This window comes from Albimonas marina (genome assembly GCF_029223255.1).
GTDB lineage: Bacteria > Pseudomonadota > Alphaproteobacteria > Rhodobacterales > Rhodobacteraceae > Albimonas.
On sequence record NZ_JARHUC010000006.1, the window covers coordinates 324,276 to 341,521 of the forward strand.

A 17,246-nucleotide genomic window follows, 5' to 3' on the forward strand; every position below is an offset into this window, starting at 1 on the left:
CCGCCGCTCAGTCCGCCGCTCAGTCCGCCGCTCAGTCCGCAGGGGCGCGGAAGGCGGCGGGCGGGTTCATCCGCACGATGGCCGCGTTCAGCGCGCCGGCGTAGGTGGCCCAGACCAGGTAGGGAACCAGCAGCGCGGCGGCGACGGCATCCGCGCCGGCGAAGCAGATCAGCGTGCCCAGGATCGCCGTCCACAGCGCGCAGATGCAGATCAGCGCCGCCTTGCCGCGCCGGGCGCCGAAGAAGATCGGCGACCACATCGCGTTCAGCGTGATCTGCGTGGCCCACAGGCACAGGCCCGCCATCGCGAAGGGGGCCGCGCCCTCGGGCAGGTCGCCCCCCGCCAGCCCCGCCGCCACCCGGAAGGCGGCGATGGCCATCATCGCGTAGAGCAGCGTCCACGCGATGGGGAAGAGGATGTTGGGCGGGGTCCAGCGGGGCTTGGCGAGCCCCCGGTACCACTCGCCCGGCTGGAACATCACGCCCGTGGCCGCGGCCGCGACGACCGCGGCCCCCAGCGCCAGGGCTATCAGCGCCTCGAACATGTCTTTCCCCGGTTTCGTGCGACGAAGGCCGCCGCGCTGCGGCGACGACCCCAGAGGTAGGGCGCGCGCGGCGCCGCGTCGACGGTCCGCGCGCATTCGCGCGACCGCGACGCGGCCGCGCCTCGCCCGCGGCGCCTCGGGACCGACGGCCGTCGCCCCGCTCCGCCGCGCCGGGCCGGAGGCGCGGGGCAGGGCGCCCGGGGCGCACATCCGCCCCTCTCCGCAAGCTGACCGCCGGTCGGCTGAAGCGCCCCCGCTCCGCCCGCGTCCCCCCGTCGCTTGACCCTGAGAGGCGGCCGGGCTACCCGACTTGGCGACCTTTCGACCCGGCGTTAAACGGCCCAGGAGCTCCCATGAAAGCGACGCGCACCGTCAAGCAGATCCTCTCGAAATACGAGGGCGACAACCCCGGCGTGAAGGGGAACCTCTGCCGGATGCTGATGAGCGGCAAGCTCGCCGGCACCGGCAAGATGATCATCCTGCCGGTCGACCAGGGCTTCGAGCATGGGCCCGCGCGCTCCTTCGCGCCGAACCCGGCCGGCTACGATCCCCACTACCACTACCAGATGGCGATCGACGCGGGCCTCAACGCCTACGCCGCGCCGCTCGGCATGATCGAGGCGGGCGCCGACACCTTCGCCGGCCAGATCCCGACCATCCTGAAGTGCAACTCGGCCAACTCGCTGATGTCGGGCACCGCGGGCAAGGACCAGGCGGTCACCGCGTCCGTCGACGACGCGCTGCGCCTGGGCTGCTCGGCGATCGGCTTCACGATCTACCCCGGCTCCGACTGCGCCCTCGACATGTTCGAGGAGATCGTCGAGATGCGCAACGAGGCCGCGGCCGCCGGCATCGCCACGGTGATCTGGTCCTACCCCCGCGGCGAGGGCGTGACGAAGGACGGCGAGACCGCCATCGACGTGGCCGCCTACGCCGCCCAGATCGCGGCCTTGATCGGCGCCCACATCATCAAGATCAAGCTGTCGACCGACCACCTGATGCTGCCCGAGGCCAAGAAGGTCTACGAGGAGCAGGGCATCGACATCTCGACCCAGGCCGCCCGCGTGAAGCACTGCGTCGAGAGCGCCTTCGGCGGCCGCCGCATCATGGTGTTCTCGGGCGGCGCGAAGAAGGGCGAGGACTCGGTCTACGACGACGCCCGCGCGATCCGCGACGGCGGCGGCAACGGCTCGATCATCGGCCGCAACACCTTCCAGCGCCCGCGCGAGGATGCGCTCGCGATGCTCGGCAAGCTGGTCGACATCTACAAGGGCAAGGCCTGAGCCAGCCCTCGCGGCCCCGCCCCGGCGCGGCCGCGAAGATGAACGAGGAGGGGCCCGGCCGCACGGTCGGGCCCTTTCGATTCCGGCCGCGAAGCGCCGCCGCGCGCCGAATCGCAGGCCGGGAATCCGGCCGCGCGAGTCGCGCGGGCCGTGTACGGATTCGGGATGGTTCAGCCCGGATTCAGGGATCGGGCGAGGGGAGCTGCGCTGCGCCTGCGAAGTCCGCGAAATCCTGAACGGAGAGGCCCCCGGTGACCACCCGTCCGTGGACCTCGATCCAGGCGTGAGCGCCCAGTTCGCCGCCCGTCCGGCGCATCCCGAGGCGGAAGACGAAGGGCACGCCCAGCCGCTCGAGCCACATCCGCGCGGCCATCGATTGCACCAGGCAGTCGGTCCGGCCGGGCAGCCGTCGCCCGATCCGCGCCAGCGCCACGCGCATCCGCTCCCCGTCCTCGACGCCGAAATCGGGTCCTGCGCCCGCCGGTCCGGGCGTGCGCAGACGGCGCAGAAGCTCCGCCGCGGGCAGGCTGCGGTGCAGTTTTCGGGCGCGAAGCATCCAGAACAGCGCGGGAAACAGCGCCAGGAGGTCCCGAACGGACCGGCGCGAGGCGGTTGAGGTCATGCGGGAGGGGCCGGCGCGAAGGGGGCCGGAGGCGGCCCCAAAATACGAAAGCGCACCCAAGGGTGCGCTTTCGAGTCTCTCATCGGTCAAGCGGGAACATCGCGCTCCCGTCGCAGCAGCTGATCAGCTGCAGTCGATGATCGCGCCGTCGCCGCCGCAGACGTCGATCGGCGGGCCGCCCGTGCCACGGGTCATGCTCTTGACCGACATCTTCGCCACTTTCGGCTCGATCCAAACTTTCTTGCTCATCGCCTCACCTCGTGAGTCTGCATCACACCCAGAGCCAGCATACGCAAGCTCATGGGCTACGCAACGAATTTTTTGCAATGCGGCGGAGCCGTTCATGATGAAATCAGGTCTGCGATCCGAGCCGCCGCCGCGTCACCCGGAGCGGGCGCCGCGACGGCGCCGCCGAGCAGCGCGGAGACGGCGAAACGCCCCTGTCCGCGGGCCGCGAGCGCCCGGGTCAGGCGGTCGCAGGCCGCGCGAGCGTCGGCGGGAACCGCGCGGGGCGAGGCGTAGGCCGCCGACGCCGCCAGCCCGGCCCCGATCAGCGCCCCGGCGAGGGGGATCGTCGCCTCCAGCGGCCGCGCCGCGACGGCGGCGAGCTCGGCCAGCGTCGCCGTTTCGCGCTCGGCCAGCAGGGCCAGCATCGGGCCGTAGACGGCGCGCGACAGGGTGGCCGCGCCCAGCAGGCCCTCGGTGCGCAGCTCGGCGGTCTCCGGCCCGGCCAGGCCGCGCAGCCGCACCGCGCCCGGATCGGGCGCCGGGCCGCCGGGCTTGGCGAACAGGTCCGCGCGGCGCACCCGCCACATCATCAGGTCCCCCAGCTCCGCCCCCGTCCAGGGATCGGGGCTGGCGTCGACCTCCGCCATCTGGGCGCGCGACATGTCGAGATCCCGCGCCAGCCGCTCGGGCCGCGCCGGCGCGAAGCGGTCGAGGCCCGCGGCGCGCAGCTCCGCGCCGAAGGCCCGCATCCCGCGCAGGCCGGCGACGGGGGCGACCCACATCCGCACGAACAGGGCGGGCGGGCAGGCGGCCATCGCCTCCAGCGTCGCGGCCCAGCGCGGCAGCTCGCGGACCAGCCGGTAGGAGGCCGCGAAGCTGCGCCGCAGGGCGGCGACGGTCCAGTCGCGCCGCGCCTCGGGCGACAGCCCCCTGGGCGCCGCGTCCCAGCAGGCTCCTGCAAGCTGGCGCAGCCCCAGCGAGGCGCGCGCGCCCGGCAGCACCGACCAGGCGCACAGGAACCCGCCGCCGGGCGCGAGCTTGGCCCCCAGCAGCGCCAGCGCCGCGGCGCGGGCGGGCTCGTCCAGCAGGTCCCAGCCCCAGGGGGCGAGCACCAGGTCGAATTCCGGCAGGGCCTGCCCGGGCAGGGCGGCGACGGGCGCGGCGATCACCTGCGCCTCCAGCCCGGCCTCGGCGATCAGGGCGCGCGCCTGCTCGGCCAGCGCCGGGTCGCCCTCGGCGCCCCAGACCTCCAGCCCCTCGCCCGCCCCGGCGGCCGCGATCGCGGCGAGGCCCGCGCCCGTCCCCGCCTCGAGCAGCAGCACGCGGCGCGCCGGCCGCAGGCCCAGCCCCGCCATCGCCGCCGCCGACGAGGCGCCCAGCGGCGTCGCCCACGGCGTCAGCCCCCCGAACGCCGGCCAGTCCCGGCGGGGATCGAGCTCGGCCTCCGCGTCGTTTCGCCCAGAATTCACTTCGATTCCCCGTGAGTTGCAGGCCGCGTTGATGTATTCTCAAGCGGTACGGCGAAACAAGGCGACGCGACGGCTCCCGGGAAGGGCCGAGGATGCGCGACGCCTTCCGCAACGTCCCGGCCGGGGTTCAGGAGACCTGCGGCCGACGGCGCGGCGGATCGGATCGCCGGTGTGGGATGAGCGTTCAGGGGCCCGCGGCGCAGGCTTGCCTGCATCGCGGCGGCACGGGGATAGGGTCTGGTGGCATCCGGTCTGCAGCAAGGCGCCCGGCGGTCCGTCGGTCGGCGGGTTCGGGCATGAGCGGCCTCGATTTCGCCCGCGCCGGCTTCGCCTCGCCCGCCGAACGCACCCCCGACGCCGACCCCACGCCGCGGCGCCACCGCTTCTCGGCCCACGGGCTGGTGTTCGAAAGCGACCTCCCCGCCCCCTGGGCCATGCCCGCGCCCGCCGACGCCCCCGCCGACGTCGACGTCCGCGTCGGCCCCGTCCGCGCCCCGGCCGAGCCCGAGCGCGCCGCCGGCGGCTGGCTGGTGGAAAGCCCAACCGAGGCCTGGTGCGACTGGGAGGGGCTGCGCCTGCGCGTCTCCGACGGCGCGCGCATCGGGGTCGAGATGGGCCCCGGCGTGACGCCCGAGACCGCGGCGGTCTACCTCGGCTACGCCGCCTCCACCGCGCTGCTCCACCAGCGCGGCGCCATGCCCCTGCACGCCGCCGGCGCCGCGGGGCCCGCGGGCGGGGCGCTGCTGGTGGGCGACAGCGGGGCGGGCAAGTCCACCTTCGCGGCGATGATGGCGCGGGACGGCTGGGCGATGGTCGGCGACGACACCATCGCGCTCGACCTCGCGCCCGGCCGGCCCATCGGCCTGCATCGCGCCATGCGCACCGCGCGCCTCTTCGCCGATTCCGCGGGCGCGGTGGACGCCGGCGCTCAGGCCCCCGTCCTCGCCGAGGGCGCGGGCATGGGCAAGGCGGTGCGCATCGTCTCCGACGCCGGCGAGGCGCTTCCCTGGCCCGCGCCGCTGCGCGTGGTGCTGGCGCTGGAGTGGCTGCACCCCGCCGACGCGCCGCCCGAGCTCGAGCGTCTGCCGACCCTCGCCGCCCTCGCCGTCCTGCGCCGCGCCGTGGGCCGGCCGGAGCTGGGCGCGCAGATGGGCCGCGACCGCGCCTATTTCCGCCTGCTCGGCCGCATCGCCGCCGAAATTCCCGTCTACGTCCTGCGCCGCCCCCGCGATTTCGACGCCGCCGCCCAGGCCGTCGCGCTCGCCCGGCGGGTCGTGGACCGACTGGCCGCGGGCGAGGATCCGCTCGCCCCGGCGCCCAACCCCTGAGGAGCCCGCACGTGAATCCGACCGACCTGCTCAGCCGCAGCGACGGCGTCATGGAAGCCCGCGTCAGCGACGACGAACTGGTGCTTCTGGGCCCGGAGTCCGAGGAATACTTCGGCCTCGACGCGGTGGCCTCCGACGTCTGGGAGCGGCTGGAGACGCCGATGACCCTGGCCGAGCTGGTCGATGCGCTGGCCCAGGACTACGACGCCCCGCCCGAGCGGATCTCGGCCGATCTCTCGCCCGCGATCCAGTCGCTGGTCGACGGCGGCCTCCTGAACCGGCAGGCTGCGGGCTGAGGCGGCGCGCCGCCCCCCCCCCAGCCGAGCCGCCCGCCCGATGACCGACGCCCCCCTTCCCGCCCCGCCGCCGGCGGAGGCCCGCGCCCCCGCGGCTGCCATCGCGCCGATGCCGCCGGTGCGCGTCTTCGGCGTCTTCGACGCTCGCGGCCGGTCGGATCGGCTGAACGCGGTGCAGGCCGCCATGGCCTCGGCCTTCTCCGCCTCGGGTCCCGGCGGCGGCTGGAGCGGGGCGGAGCTGACGGGGGCCGAGGCCGCGACCGATCCCGCCGCCCGCGTCCTGCGCCTCGCCGTGCGCCTGCCCCAGGGCCTGCCGGGCCCCGCGGGCGACCCGCGCGCCTGGCTGCGCCGCGGCCCCGGCGGCCGCATCTGGACCGGCTTCGCCCGCCTGTGGACGCCCCCGCGCCCCGCCGCGGCCGAGGCCTGCCCGCCCCAGCCCGCGCCGCTCCGCGACCTCGACCGCCTCGCCTCCGCCGAGGCCTCGGGGCGCTTCGACGCGCTGCAGACCGCGGCCCAGGCGGTCGAGGGCGACTACGCCTTCGTGCTCTGCGATCCGCTCGCCCCCCGCCTGACCCTGCTGCGCGACGCCATCGGGGCCGAGCCGCTGGTCTATGCGCGCCTCGCCGACGGGCTGGTCGCCTTCTCCAACTGGGCGCACGCGCTGCTCGCCATTCCCGAGGTGGGGCGCGAGCCGGACCCCGAGGCGCTGACCGACATCTTCGCCTACGGCCGCCCGCTGATCGGCCGCACCGCCTGGCGCGGGATCGAGGAGGCGCCCGCCGCCCACCTGCTGCGCGTCGACGAGCGGGGCCTCAGCCTCGCCCCGCACTGGAGCCCCGGCCCCGATCCCGCGCTTCGCGGCCTGTCCGACGACGACGCGGTCGAGGCGGTGCTGGAGCGGGTGCGCCTGGCGGTCGCCTGCCGCTGGCGGGGCCTGGGCCGGTCGCCGGCGGTGCTGTTCTCGGGCGGGCTCGACAGCTCCCTGATCGCCGCGCTGGTCTGCCGGGAGACCGGCGGGGCGGAGCCCGTCGCCGCCTGGTCCGCCCGCTCCTCCAGCGGGGCCGAGCCGAGCGAGCGCGCCTCCCGCCTCGCGCTGGCGGCGCGCTACCCCCAGCTCGCGCTGAACGAGACGCTCTCCGACGACGCCGACCTGCTGGAGGGCGCCGAGCAGGCCTGGCGGCGCATGGCCGAGCCCTGCGCCGACGCGGGCTCCGGCACGCGCTTCGCGCTGCATCGCGCGGCGCTGGAGCGGGGGCACGACGCGATCGTCGGCGGGTTCGGGGGCGACTACGTCGTCTCCCACCAGCTTCGCAACTACCTCCACGACCGGGTCCATGCCGGCGCCTGGGGGGATGCGGCGGCCGAGATGCGCCGGATGCGCCGACTGGGGACCCGGCGCTGGCGGATCGCGCGCTGGGGGCTGTGGGCCGCCTCGCCGCTCGCCGCGCGCCTGCGGATGCGGCGCGGCGACGACGTGGCCGAGTACAGCCTCGGCGGCCTTCCCGACCTCGCCACCCGCCGCCGCTGGCACGCGCTGGGCCACCGCCCCTGGTCGGTGGGCGAGCCCACGGTGCTGGGCGAGCAGCGGCTGCGCATGGGCGGGCGCGCGACGTGGATGCTGTGCGACCTGCAGTTCTGGCCCGATCCCGCCTCGGGCGTCGCCGCGCCGCCGGTTGCGCAGGCCTACGGCAATCCGTTGTTCGACACCCGCGTGCTCGCCGCCGCGATGGGCGCGCCCGTGCGGCTGCAACGCCGCGGCGACCAGACCCGCGGCCTGATCCGCGCCATGCTCGCCCGCGTCGCCCCGCCCGAGGTCGCGATGCGTCCCGACAAGTCGCCCTTCCAGCCCGACGCGCCGCGCCTCGCGCTGGCCCGCCGCGCCGAGCTCGAGGCCGGCTTCGCCGCGTTCGCCGCGCTGCCCCTGTGGCGCGAGCTGGTGGATCGTCCGCGCCTCGCGGCGCACCTGGCCGCGCTCGACCAGGGGCCCGCCTCCGACCGGATCCAGCGGGCCGGCGTGGTGATGCGCGCGTGGAGCCTTGGCGAGTTCCTGCGCCGCGCCGCCGCCTGAGCGCCGCCCGCTCCAGGCGCCCCGGCGCACCGCCCGAGGCCCGCTCGAAGCGCCTGTTCTCCGGAGCCGTCTCTCGCTGATGCCGAAAAGAGCGACTCGTCCCCCGGGGTCAAGGATCGCGGAGCGACCCTCCGAAGGAGGGCATGTCCTTGACCCCGGGGGACGAGTCGCTCAGGCATCAACAGCGAGAGACGGATCCGGAGAGCAGGCGCGGCCCCTGTTCTTTGGTGAGTCAGGAGCGGCCTTCGCCCCTCACAGCGACCGCCGCGCCCGCAACGCCGCCCCGATGGTCCCGTCGTCGAGAAAGTCGAGCTCGCCCCCCACCGGCACCCCCTGCGCCAGAGAGGTCGCGGTCACCCCCTCGGGCAGGATGTCGGCGACGTAATGCGCCGTCGTCTGCCCGTCGATCGTGGCCGGCAGCGCGAGGATCACCTCGCTCACCCCCTCGCGCGCCCGTTCCGCCAGCCGGGGCAGGCCCAGCTCCTCGGGCCCCGTGCCGTCGAGCGCGTTCAGCAGCCCCCCCAGCACGTGGTAGCGCCCGCGATAGGCCGCCGCCCGCTCCATCGCCCACAGGTCGGCGACGTCCTGCACCACGCACAGGATCGAGGCGTCGCGCTTGGGGTCCGTGCAGATCGCGCAGCGGTCGCCGGTCGACAGGTTCCCGCACTCGACGCAGGGCTTCACCGAGCGCGCGACCTCGGCCATCGCCTCGGCCAGCGGCGCCAGCAGCAGGTCGCGCTTGCGCATCAGGTGCAGCGCCGCCCGGCGGGCCGAGCGCGGGCCCAGCCCCGGCAGGCGCGCCAGCAGCTCGATCAGCGCCTCGACCGGCTCGCGTCCGCTCCCGCTCATTCCCCCTCCCGGAACTGGAGCCGGTGCAGGTCGGCGTAGAGGCCCCCCTGCGCCAGCAGCTCGTCGTGCCGTCCGGTCTCCACGATGCGTCCCCCGTCCATGGCCGCGATCAGGTCGGCGTCCCGGATGGTCGACAGCCGGTGCGCGATCACCACCACGGTGCGCCCTTCCGCCAGCCTGTCCAGCGCCGCGCGCACCTTGGACTCCGATTCCGCGTCCAGCGCCGAGGTCGGCTCGTCCAGCAGCAGGATCGGCGCGTCCTTGAGCATGGCGCGCGCGATGGTCAGCCGCTGCCGCTCCCCGCCCGAGAAACGCAGCCCGCGCTCCCCGCAGGGGGTGTCGATCCCCTCGGGCAGGGCCGAGACGAAGTCCCAGGCGTTGGCGTCGCGCAGCGCCTGCTCGATCTCCTCCCGGCTCGCCTCCGGCCGGCCGAAGCCGACGTTCTTGGCGATGGTGTCGTCGAAGATCACCGCGTCCTGGCCCACCACGGCGACCTGGCCGCGCAGGCTTTCCAGCGTCGCGTCGCGCACGTCGTGGTCGTCCACGCAGACCCGCCCCTCGGTCACGTCGTAGAGCCGGGGGATCAGGTTCATCAGCGTGGTCTTGCCCGCGCCCGACCGGCCCACCAGCGCCACCCGCGCGCCCGAGGGAATCGCGAGCGAGACGTCGGTCAGCGCCGGCACCCCCTCGCCGTAGTGGAAGGAGACGCCCTCGAAGCGGATCTCCCCCGTCAGCCGCGGCAGCGACGTCGCGCCGGGACGGTCGGAGATGGCGGGCGTCGCGTCCAGCACGTCGAAGATCCGCTCGCCCGCCGCCGCGCCCTGCTGGATCTCGGCATAGAGTGTGCCGAACCCGCGCAGCGACTGGCCCGCGATCAGGAAGGAGGAGACGAAGGCCATGAACTCGCCGATCGAGTTCTCGCCCCCCGCGATGCGCGCGCCGATGACCCAGAAGATCACCGCCAGGCCGAAGCCCGCCAGCAGCTCCAGGAACGGGTCGATGCGCGCGCGCTGGTCGGCGGCGCGGACCCGCAGGCGGCGCAGGCTCTCGAAGGTCTCGCCGGCCTTCTCGGTCAGGTAGCCCTCGAGGCGGTAGGTCTTGGACAGGCGGATGCCGCCCAGCCCCTCGGCCACGCGGGCGGCCATCACCGCCGCCTCCTCGTTCGAGCGTCGGGCGATGCGGCGCAGCCGGCGGCCGATGTTGCCGATGGGGATCGCGGCCGCGGGCAGGGCGGCGAGCGCGTAGAGCGTCAGCTCCCAGTCGATCCAGAGCAGCGCGCCGAGCAGGCCGATCACCGTCAGCCCGTCGCGGATCAGGGCGGTGATCAGCTTCTCGCAGGCGGTGTGCAGCACCAGGATGTCGGTGGTGAAGCGGCTGGCGGTGGCGGCCGGCGCCTCCCGGTCCAGCCGCGCGAGGTCGGAGCGCACCAGCGCGCCGTACATCGCCGTCTGCAGGTCGCGGTCGACCTGCGACAGGATCTTGTTGGTCTGAAGCCGCTGCAGGTAGAGCGCCACCGACTTCGCCGCCACCGCCGCGATCACCAGCCAGGGCGCGAGCGCGATCATCTGGGCGTCGCGCGTCTCGAACGCGTCCAGCGCGTCGCGGATGATCAGCGGATAGGCCGAGGTGGTGCCCGCCACCATCCCGATCAGCGCGAGGTTCCACAGCAGCCGCTTCCAGTGCGGCGAGAGCCAGTCGCGCCACATCCGCATCATCACGTCGCGCGCCCGTCCCTCCGGCGCGCGGGGCAGCGGCGCCGAGACGGGGGCGGCGGGGGCGGCGGTTTCGGCCATTCGGGATCTCCGTCCTGTCGGGCCCCCATGTCTAGGCGACTGCGCGCCGAGGTCCAGAGGGCAGGGGCGCGCGGCCGAGGGCCTGCAAACGCGAACGGCGCCCCGGGGGGCGCCGCTGGCTCGTGTCGAGGATCGCGTCGGGGGCCGCTCGGTCCGGCCCGGGCCGGTCACTCGGGCGACCAGGCCTCGTAGTCGCCGGCGACGCGGGGGCGGGTGGCGGGCGTCAGCACGGAGCCCGGCGGGTGATAGGCGGCCTCGGTGCCCGTCAGGTTCGGCCGGTGCGGCTTCTCCCAGCTCTTCACGGGCAGGGGCTTCTCGGTCGGGGGCTCGTCCCAGGTGAAATGCAGCCAGCCGTGCCAGTCGGGCGGCACCAGCGACGCCTCGGCCTCGCCCTTGTAGAGCACCCAGCGACGCTTGCCGTCCGCGGTGCGCCAGTAGGTGTTGCCCAGCTCGTCCTCGCCCACCTTGGTCTGCTTGGTGACGGACAAGCGGGTGGTGAGCGGCGCGCCGTTCCACCAGGTGAAGATGCTCTTGAGCGTGTCGATCATCGCCGCCTCGGTCTGCTGCCTTCCGCGCGCTTCTATCATGAAACGCGCGGGCGTCCAGCGTGCGGGGTGACGCGGGCGGGGGAAAACGGCGCCGGCGCGGGCGGGCGACCGGGGGCGAAGGGCCTGTCCGCGGGGTCCTGCACAGCCGGCAGGCGCCCTCCGCCCCGATCGCCGCGTTTCCCATGACGAAACGATGAACGGCCCCCGGGCGCCTTGCCGCGGCGCCGCATCGTCGCTCGCAAAGCCGGTTCGGGCGGGCCATAAAACCCCTCGCGCGGTCGTATTCCCGCGCCGCAGGCCCGCAAGGACACCGGAGCAACAGATGCCCAAGCCGCTTCCCGCCGTCGCCGCCAACACCTGGGACGAGCTGCGAGAGCCGATGATCGTCCCCACGGGCTTTCGCGAATACGACGCCCGCTGGCGCTTCCCCGAGGAGATCAACCTCCCCGGCATGACCGCGCTGGGCCTGGGGCTCGGGACCCAGATGCACGAGGCGGGCGTGCCCCTGCGCATCGCGGTGGGCAACGACTACCGCTCCTATTCGCTGAGCATCAAGAACGCCCTGATGCTGGGCCTGATGCAGGCGGGGATCGAGGTGCTGGACATCGGTCCCGCCGTCTCCCCCATGGCCTATTTCGCGCAGTTCCACCTCGACGCGGCGGTGGCGATGGTCACCGCCTCGCACAACCCCAACGGCTGGACCGGGGTGAAGATGGGCTTCCACCGCCCCCTCACCCACGGGCCGGACGAGATGGCGCGGCTCAAGGCGATCGTGCTGAACGGCGAGGGGGTCGAGCGGCCCGGCGGGTCGATCAAGCGCGTCGATGGCGTGCGCGAGGCCTATCTCGACGACCTCGTGGGCGACTTCAGGCTGAGCCGGCCCCTCAAGGTGGTCTGCGCCTGCGGCAACGGCACCGCCTCGCATTTCGCGCCCGAGCTGCTGGCGCGCATCGGGGCCGAGGTCGTGCCCCTGCACTGCGAGCTCGACTACACCTTCCCCCACTACAACCCCAACCCCGAGGCGATGGAGATGCTCCATGACATGTCCCGGGCGGTGAAGGAGTCGGGCGCGGACCTGGCGCTGGGCTTCGACGGGGACGGCGACCGCTGCGGGGTGGTGGACGACGAGGGCGACGAGATCTTCGCCGACAAGGTGGGCGTGATCCTCGCGCGCGACCTCGCCCCCCTGCACCCCGGCGCGACCTTCGTGGCGGACGTGAAGTCGACCGGCCTCTTCGCCTCCGACCCCGCGCTGAAGGCGCACGGGATCAAGGCGGACTACTGGAAGACCGGCCACAGCCACATGAAGCGGCGGGTGAAGGAGCTGGGGGCGCTGGCGGGGTTCGAGAAGTCGGGCCACTACTTCCTCGCCGAGCCGATCGGTCGCGGCTACGACTGCGGGATGCGGGTGGCGGTCGAGATCTGCAAGGCGCTGGACCGCAACCCCACCAAGTCGATGTCCGACCTCAAGCACGCCCTGCCCAAGACCTGGTCCACGCCCACCATGTCGCCCTTCTGCCCGGACGGGGAGAAATACGGCGTCATCGACCGGCTGGCGGCGAAGCTGACCGGCATGGCCGAGGCGGGCGAGACGCTTGCGGGCCGCAGGATCGTCGAGGCGATCACCGTCAACGGCGCCCGCCTGATGCTCGACAACGGCGCCTGGGGGCTGGTGCGGGCGTCGTCCAACACGCCCAACCTGGTGGTGGTCTGCGAGAGCCCCGAGTCCGAGGCCGAGATGCGCGCGATCTTCGAGGACCTCGACGCGATCATCCGCACCGAGCCCACGGTCGGAGAGTACGACCAGAAGATCTGAGCGCGCGGGCTCCCGGGCCCGGAGGCGCCCTGCGGGCGGGCTTGGCCGGGTCGCGCAGGGGGCTTGCGTCGGGAGGGATCGTCGGGGGCGGGAGCCTCCGGCGGGCTCCTGACTCACCCGGGAACAAGCCCCGCGCCTGTTCCCCGGACCCGTCCATCGCTTGCGATGCCTGAGCGACTCGCCCGCCCCGGTCAAGGACGAGCCCGCGCAAGCGCGGGTCGCTCCGCGATCCTTGACCGGGGCGGGCGAGTCGCTCTTTTCGGCATCCGCGATGGACGGCTCCGGGGAACAGGCGCTCCGCCAGGGATCGGGGGCGGGCGCGCCCGCGGCCGGGCGCGCGGGCGGCCCACGCGGGTGGAAACAGGGTCCGAGAGGCGGGCGCGCAGGGTTGCGGATCGCGCGCGGGCGCCCATCTGGGCGGGGATGCGGCGGCGTCGCGGATTGCGGAATCCCGGCCGACGAGGCAGTCTCGCCGCCGCAACGACGCCGCGATACCGGGGGTCGCGCCCGTATCCGGGAGCGGCGGCCCGCGGGACGCGGGGACCGGGAACGAGCAGGCGCGCCTCGGCGCGGAAAGGACGAACGCATGGCGAGCAGCGCGGCGGAGACCCTGATCGGGGCGGCGGTGATCGCCGCCGCGGCCGGGTTCCTGTTCTACGGCGCCCAGACCGCCGACCTCGGGCCCCAGGGCGCCGACCGCTACGCGCTGAAGGCCGCGTTCCGCAAGGTCGAAGGTGTTTCCGTCGGCTCCGACGTCAAGGTCGCCGGCGTGAAGGTCGGCTCGGTCGCCTCGCTCGCGCTCGATCCCAAGACCTACCAGGCCGTCGCGATGCTCACGATCGACAGCGCCGTGAAGCTGCCCGACGACTCCGACGCCTCGATCCAGTCCGAGGGGCTGCTGGGCGGCAACTACGTGGCGATCACCCCCGGCGGCTCGGACCTGATGCTCGCCCCGGGCGAGGAGATCATGTTCACGCAGGGCTCGGTGAACCTGATGGACCTGGTGGGGCGGGCGATCTCCTCCGCGGGGTCCTCGGAATGACCGGCGCGGCGACGGCCCGGACCGACCACTGGAACGCGCAGGGCTATGCCGGCGCGGCCCGGTTCGTGTCCGACCTGGGCGCCCCCGTGGTCGCGCTGCTCGACCCGCGCCCGGGCGAGCGGATCCTGGACCTGGGCTGCGGCGACGGTGCGCTGACGCAGAGGCTGGTCGAGGCCGGCGCGCATGTGACCGGCGTCGACGCCTCCCCCGACATGATCGCCGCCGCCCGCGCCCGCGGGATCGAGGCGGAGGTGATGGACGCGGCCGAGCTGACCTACGAGCGCGCCTTCGACGCCGTCTTCTCCAACGCCGCCCTGCACTGGATGGTCGACGCCGAGCCCGTGCTCGCCGGCGTCGCCCGCGCCCTCGTCCCCGGCGGCCGCTTCGTGGCCGAGCAGGGGGGCATGGGCAACGTCGCGGCGATCCGCACCGCCCTGATCGCGGTGCTCGCCGACGAGGGGGTCGAGACGACCCTGCACGACGTCTGGCGCTTTCCCTCGCCCGCCGAGCAGACGGCGGCGCTGGAATCCGCGGGCTTCGTCGTGGAAAGCATGGAGCTGATCCCGCGCCCCACCCCCGTCGCCGCGGGGATGGAGACCTGGCTGGCCGTGCTGGCCGCCCCGGCGCTGGCGAAGCTTCCCGAGGAGCGTCGCGCGGCCGCCCGCGCCCGCGTCGCGGACCTCGCCGCCCCCGCGCTGCGCGACGGCGCGGGCAACTGGACCGCCGACTACGTTCGCCTGCGCTTCCGCGCGCGACTGGAGACAGCCGCATGACCTACGCACTGAGCCGCCGCGCCTCCTGGCGCCCTCGCGCCGGCCTGCTGCTGGGGCTCGTCGCCTCCGCTCCGGCCCTGGCGATGGCCCAGGCGCAGGGCGCCACCTCCCCCTCGACCGCGCCCTCCCAGGGGATCGAGACCTGGACCGAGCGCCGCGCCGACCCCGCGCCCCAGCCCGCCGCCCTGCCGGGCGTGCAGACGCCGGGCCGCGACCTGGCGGCCGGCGACCGGGGCACGCTGAACGACAACTTCCGCCAGGCCCCCGCCGGGGACGCGACCGACGAGGCGACCGGCCGCCTGCGCGACTACGAGCCGCCCAGGCCCGAGCGCCGGCCCTCGGTCGCGATGGAGGGCGCGCGCCTGAAGGTCCTCGACAAGATGACCGGGCAGGTGGACGAGATCGACCTCAAGGTCGGCGAGACCAAGGTCGAGGACCGCCTCGAGCTGGCCCTGCTGACCTGCCGCGCCCCCGAGGAGGACGTGCGCCAGGACGCCTTCGCCTACCTGCGCATCCGCGACCTGCGCGAGGACGAGCCGCGCTTCGCGGGGTGGATGTTCGCCTCCTCCCCCGCGCTGTCGGCGATGGACCACGCGCGCTACGACGTCTGGGTGCTGAGCTGCAGCGCCAGCGCCGGCGGCGCGTCCTCGGGCAGCGAGTAGAAGTCCGCGCGGGAGGTGACCGCCGCCTCCAGCATCTGGTGGTAGCGGGCGCGGGAGATCTCGATCGCCCCCAGCCGGCTGAGGTGGGTGGTGACGAACTGCGTGTCGAGCAGCTTGAACCCCCCCGCCCGCAGCCGCGCCACCAGCCACACCAGCGCGATCTTCGAGGCGTCGGTGCGGGTCGAGAACATCGACTCCCCGAAGAAGGCCGCGCCCAGCTGCACGCCGTAGAGGCCGCCCGCCAGCTCCCCGTCCATCCACACCTCGACCGAATGGGCGTAGCCCAGCCGGTGCAGCGTGCCGTAGAGCTCGCGGATCTCGGGGTTGATCCAGGTCTCGTCGCGCGCGGCGCAGCCGTCGAGCACCGCCTCGAAGGCGCGGTCGACGGTGGCCGTGTGGTCGCCCTTCTTCATCCGCTTGGCGAGGCTGCGCGGCACGTGCAGCCCGTCCAGCGGCAGGATCCCGCGGCGCTTGGGGTCGACCCAGAAGATGTCGTCCGCGTCGGCCGACTGGGCCATGGGGAACACGCCGGCCGAATAAGCCCGCAGCAGCAGGGTCGGGGTGATCTCCAGCGGTTCGATGGGCTCGCTCATCGGGCGGCGCTCCTGACCGGATCCTGAAGGATAGGCACGGGCCGTCGCCGGGTGCAACGTTTGCGCGACCTGGAATGCATCGGAATGGGACGCAGGCGCGCCCCTGTCGAGACCTGCGGGGACGCGGCGCCGGCTCAGGCCTGCGCCGCGTCCCCGGGCAGGCAGGGATCCGGGGGCAGGGCGCCCTCGGCCCGCGGCGCGTAGCCCAGCCGCACCATGCGCAGCGCGACCGAGGGGTGCAGCACCTCGCCGTTGGCGGACCGCACCCGGCGGGGCTGCCGGATCACGTACATCCGGCCCACGCCGCGCCGCGCGCCGTGCATCGGGGCGGCGGGGTCGGGGGCGAGATGCGCGCGCCAGTCGGCGGGCAGCGGCAGGCCCAGCGCCTCCGAGCGCTCCAGCATCCAGGCGAGCGAGACCTCCGACAGCGGCCGGGCGGCGTGGAAGCCGCCGACATGCCCGCCGACGTCGCCATGGGCGCCGGGGAACCACACCTGCTCCACCCGGCCCGGATGCTCGCCGTCGAGGTCCCAGGTCTCGGGCCGGAAGGCCACCCGGTCCTCGTCCAGCGCAAGGGCGTGCAGGCCGTTGCGGACGTGGCCGCCCAGGCGGTGGTCGTGGAACTCGGTCGCCATCGGGTGCAGGAAGGACAGCACCGGCCAGGGGATGCCCAGCGCCTTCACCGTGTCCCACACGCCCACCAGGTCGACGTCGACCGGATCGCGGTGGCAGTGATGGGCCGCGAACTGCGCGGCCCGCGCGGCGGAGCCGGATTCGTAGATGCGGAACGCCCGATGCACCCGGCGGTGGATCGCCTCCTCGGGCCGCAGCAGGCCCACGAAGCCGATCAGCCCCGCCAGCGAGCGCACGGCGTAGGCGCCGCGGGAATAGCCGTAGAGGAAGATCCGGTCCCCCGGCCGCCAGCGGGAGCTGAGCCGCGCATAGCCGTCGAGGATCGCGTCGTTCAGCCCCAGCCCGATCGCCGCCCGGATCCAGCCGCGCGGGCCGCGCCCCTGCACGCCGGGGTGGTGATCGACCCACAGGTCCGCGCGCCGCCCCCCGTTCGACAGCAGCCGGAACAGGCGGCCCGCATGCGTCTCCTGCCCCGGCTCGAGGGTCGAGAGCGTGCCGTCGACGATGAAGACGTGGGTGCGCGGGCGGCGGGAGGGAGCGGGGTCGGTCATGGGCGCGGCGGAACGGGCCGGCGGGCCTCCTTGAGCAGGGGTCGCGCGGAGGGGGGCGGGAACGAAACTTGGGGTGGGGCGGGGGCGGATTGCAAGGGCGCTCGCACGGTCGTTCCCGACGACTTGCAGCGAATTCGACGCTTCGGCG

17 protein-coding genes are annotated in these 17,246 nt (G+C 74.5%); 8 read left to right on the forward strand and 9 right to left on the reverse strand.

Features of this window, described 5'->3' with window-relative positions:
• Positions 1 to 31: 31 nt before the first annotated feature.
• Positions 32 to 544: a TspO/MBR family protein gene (locus P2H44_RS18025; RefSeq protein WP_275765555.1), complete on the reverse strand. Its 513-nt coding sequence runs from the start codon at positions 542 to 544 to the stop codon at positions 32 to 34.
• Between the two features lie 353 nt (positions 545 to 897).
• Here P2H44_RS18025 and P2H44_RS18030 point away from each other — a divergent pair, with 353 nt between their 5' ends.
• Entirely contained in the window at positions 898 to 1,827 is a 930-nt protein-coding gene (locus tag P2H44_RS18030; protein ID WP_275765556.1) for a class I fructose-bisphosphate aldolase, read from the forward strand.
• Positions 1,828 to 2,008: 181 nt separating this feature from the next.
• Here the strand turns inward: P2H44_RS18030 and P2H44_RS18035 are convergent, their stop codons facing one another.
• The 3 genes from P2H44_RS18035 to P2H44_RS18045 form a co-directional block, all read right to left on the reverse strand.
• A complete protein-coding gene (locus tag P2H44_RS18035; RefSeq protein WP_275765557.1) occupies positions 2,009 to 2,449 on the reverse strand; it encodes a lasso peptide biosynthesis B2 protein in 441 nt (146 codons plus the stop codon).
• 123 nt (positions 2,450 to 2,572) lie between these two features.
• Positions 2,573 to 2,698: a hypothetical protein gene (locus tag P2H44_RS18040; RefSeq protein WP_275765559.1), complete on the reverse strand. Its 126-nt coding sequence runs from the start codon at positions 2,696 to 2,698 to the stop codon at positions 2,573 to 2,575.
• Positions 2,699 to 2,790: 92 nt separating this feature from the next.
• Positions 2,791 to 4,146 carry a methyltransferase domain-containing protein gene (locus P2H44_RS18045; protein ID WP_275765560.1) on the reverse strand — a complete coding sequence of 452 codons (1,356 nt, stop codon included), beginning with the start codon at positions 4,144 to 4,146 and terminating at the stop codon, positions 2,791 to 2,793.
• Positions 4,147 to 4,442: 296 nt separating this feature from the next.
• Between P2H44_RS18045 and P2H44_RS18050 the strand changes: the two genes are divergently transcribed.
• Genes P2H44_RS18050 through P2H44_RS18060 form a run of 3 tightly spaced genes read left to right on the forward strand, consistent with a single transcriptional unit; the run spans position 4,443 to position 7,838 of the window.
• Positions 4,443 to 5,474 (forward strand): phosphoenolpyruvate carboxykinase (ATP), encoded by a 1,032-nt coding sequence (locus P2H44_RS18050; RefSeq protein WP_275765561.1) that lies wholly within the window; start codon positions 4,443 to 4,445, stop codon positions 5,472 to 5,474.
• An 11-nt stretch (positions 5,475 to 5,485) separates the two neighbouring features.
• Positions 5,486 to 5,770 (forward strand): PqqD family protein, encoded by a 285-nt coding sequence (locus P2H44_RS18055; RefSeq protein ID WP_275765562.1) that lies wholly within the window; start codon positions 5,486 to 5,488, stop codon positions 5,768 to 5,770.
• 40 nt (positions 5,771 to 5,810) lie between these two features.
• Complete coding sequence (locus P2H44_RS18060; protein WP_275765563.1) at positions 5,811 to 7,838, forward strand: asparagine synthase-related protein; 2,028 nt, start codon at positions 5,811 to 5,813, stop codon at positions 7,836 to 7,838.
• Positions 7,839 to 8,090: 252 nt separating this feature from the next.
• On the opposite strand, the gene recR is transcribed toward P2H44_RS18060, so the two are convergent.
• The 3 genes from recR to P2H44_RS18075 form a co-directional block, all read right to left on the reverse strand.
• Entirely contained in the window at positions 8,091 to 8,687 is a 597-nt protein-coding gene (recR, locus tag P2H44_RS18065) for a recombination mediator RecR (protein ID WP_275765565.1), read from the reverse strand.
• Entirely contained in the window at positions 8,684 to 10,480 is a 1,797-nt protein-coding gene (locus tag P2H44_RS18070) for an ABC transporter ATP-binding protein (protein WP_275765566.1), read from the reverse strand. The genes recR and P2H44_RS18070 overlap by 4 nt, the downstream gene beginning before the upstream one ends.
• 167 nt (positions 10,481 to 10,647) lie before the next feature.
• Positions 10,648 to 11,028 (reverse strand): NADH:ubiquinone oxidoreductase subunit NDUFA12, encoded by a 381-nt coding sequence (locus P2H44_RS18075; protein WP_275765567.1) that lies wholly within the window; start codon positions 11,026 to 11,028, stop codon positions 10,648 to 10,650.
• 322 nt (positions 11,029 to 11,350) lie between these two features.
• Between P2H44_RS18075 and P2H44_RS18080 the strand changes: the two genes are divergently transcribed.
• The 4 genes from P2H44_RS18080 (at position 11,351) to P2H44_RS18095 (ending at position 15,321) form a co-directional block, all read left to right on the forward strand.
• Positions 11,351 to 12,844: a phosphomannomutase/phosphoglucomutase gene (locus tag P2H44_RS18080; RefSeq protein ID WP_275765568.1), complete on the forward strand. Its 1,494-nt coding sequence runs from the start codon at positions 11,351 to 11,353 to the stop codon at positions 12,842 to 12,844.
• Positions 12,845 to 13,430: 586 nt separating this feature from the next.
• The gene (gene mlaD / locus P2H44_RS18085; RefSeq protein ID WP_275765570.1) at positions 13,431 to 13,886 is read left to right on the forward strand and encodes an outer membrane lipid asymmetry maintenance protein MlaD; all 456 of its coding nucleotides are present in this window, start codon (positions 13,431 to 13,433) and stop codon (positions 13,884 to 13,886) included.
• Positions 13,883 to 14,659: a class I SAM-dependent methyltransferase gene (locus P2H44_RS18090; RefSeq protein WP_275765571.1), complete on the forward strand. Its 777-nt coding sequence runs from the start codon at positions 13,883 to 13,885 to the stop codon at positions 14,657 to 14,659. The genes mlaD and P2H44_RS18090 overlap by 4 nt, the downstream gene beginning before the upstream one ends.
• On the forward strand, positions 14,656 to 15,321 hold the full coding sequence (locus tag P2H44_RS18095) for a DUF2155 domain-containing protein (protein ID WP_275765572.1): 666 nt from the start codon (positions 14,656 to 14,658) through the stop codon (positions 15,319 to 15,321). Before P2H44_RS18090 ends, P2H44_RS18095 begins: the two co-directional genes overlap by 4 nt.
• On the opposite strand, the gene aat is transcribed toward P2H44_RS18095, so the two are convergent.
• Together aat and P2H44_RS18105 are read right to left on the reverse strand one after the other, a co-directional pair.
• Positions 15,258 to 15,914: a leucyl/phenylalanyl-tRNA--protein transferase gene (gene aat, locus P2H44_RS18100; protein WP_275765573.1), complete on the reverse strand. Its 657-nt coding sequence runs from the start codon at positions 15,912 to 15,914 to the stop codon at positions 15,258 to 15,260. The two genes, P2H44_RS18095 and aat, sit on opposite strands and share 64 nt — an antisense overlap.
• Before the next feature lie 134 nt (positions 15,915 to 16,048).
• On the reverse strand, positions 16,049 to 17,098 hold the full coding sequence (locus P2H44_RS18105; RefSeq protein WP_275765574.1) for a DUF2235 domain-containing protein: 1,050 nt from the start codon (positions 17,096 to 17,098) through the stop codon (positions 16,049 to 16,051).
• Positions 17,099 to 17,246 lie beyond the last annotated feature (148 nt).

Coding starts and splice junctions, on each gene's coding strand:
- P2H44_RS18025 (WP_275765555.1), bottom strand. CDS start 544: ATGTTCGAGGCGCTGATAGCCCTGGCGCTGGGGGCCGCGGTCGTCGCG.
- P2H44_RS18030 (WP_275765556.1), top strand. CDS start 898: ATGAAAGCGACGCGCACCGTCAAGCAGATCCTCTCGAAATACGAGGGC.
- P2H44_RS18035 (WP_275765557.1), bottom strand. CDS start 2,449: ATGACCTCAACCGCCTCGCGCCGGTCCGTTCGGGACCTCCTGGCGCTG.
- P2H44_RS18040 (WP_275765559.1), bottom strand. CDS start 2,698: ATGAGCAAGAAAGTTTGGATCGAGCCGAAAGTGGCGAAGATGTCGGTC.
- P2H44_RS18050 (WP_275765561.1), top strand. CDS start 4,443: ATGAGCGGCCTCGATTTCGCCCGCGCCGGCTTCGCCTCGCCCGCCGAA.
- P2H44_RS18060 (WP_275765563.1), top strand. CDS start 5,811: ATGACCGACGCCCCCCTTCCCGCCCCGCCGCCGGCGGAGGCCCGCGCC.
- recR (WP_275765565.1), bottom strand. CDS start 8,687: ATGAGCGGGAGCGGACGCGAGCCGGTCGAGGCGCTGATCGAGCTGCTG.
- P2H44_RS18070 (WP_275765566.1), bottom strand. CDS start 10,480: ATGGCCGAAACCGCCGCCCCCGCCGCCCCCGTCTCGGCGCCGCTGCCC.
- P2H44_RS18075 (WP_275765567.1), bottom strand. CDS start 11,028: ATGATCGACACGCTCAAGAGCATCTTCACCTGGTGGAACGGCGCGCCG.
- P2H44_RS18080 (WP_275765568.1), top strand. CDS start 11,351: ATGCCCAAGCCGCTTCCCGCCGTCGCCGCCAACACCTGGGACGAGCTG.
- mlaD (WP_275765570.1), top strand. CDS start 13,431: ATGGCGAGCAGCGCGGCGGAGACCCTGATCGGGGCGGCGGTGATCGCC.
- P2H44_RS18090 (WP_275765571.1), top strand. CDS start 13,883: ATGACCGGCGCGGCGACGGCCCGGACCGACCACTGGAACGCGCAGGGC.
- P2H44_RS18095 (WP_275765572.1), top strand. CDS start 14,656: ATGACCTACGCACTGAGCCGCCGCGCCTCCTGGCGCCCTCGCGCCGGC.
- aat (WP_275765573.1), bottom strand. CDS start 15,914: ATGAGCGAGCCCATCGAACCGCTGGAGATCACCCCGACCCTGCTGCTG.
- P2H44_RS18105 (WP_275765574.1), bottom strand. CDS start 17,098: ATGACCGACCCCGCTCCCTCCCGCCGCCCGCGCACCCACGTCTTCATC.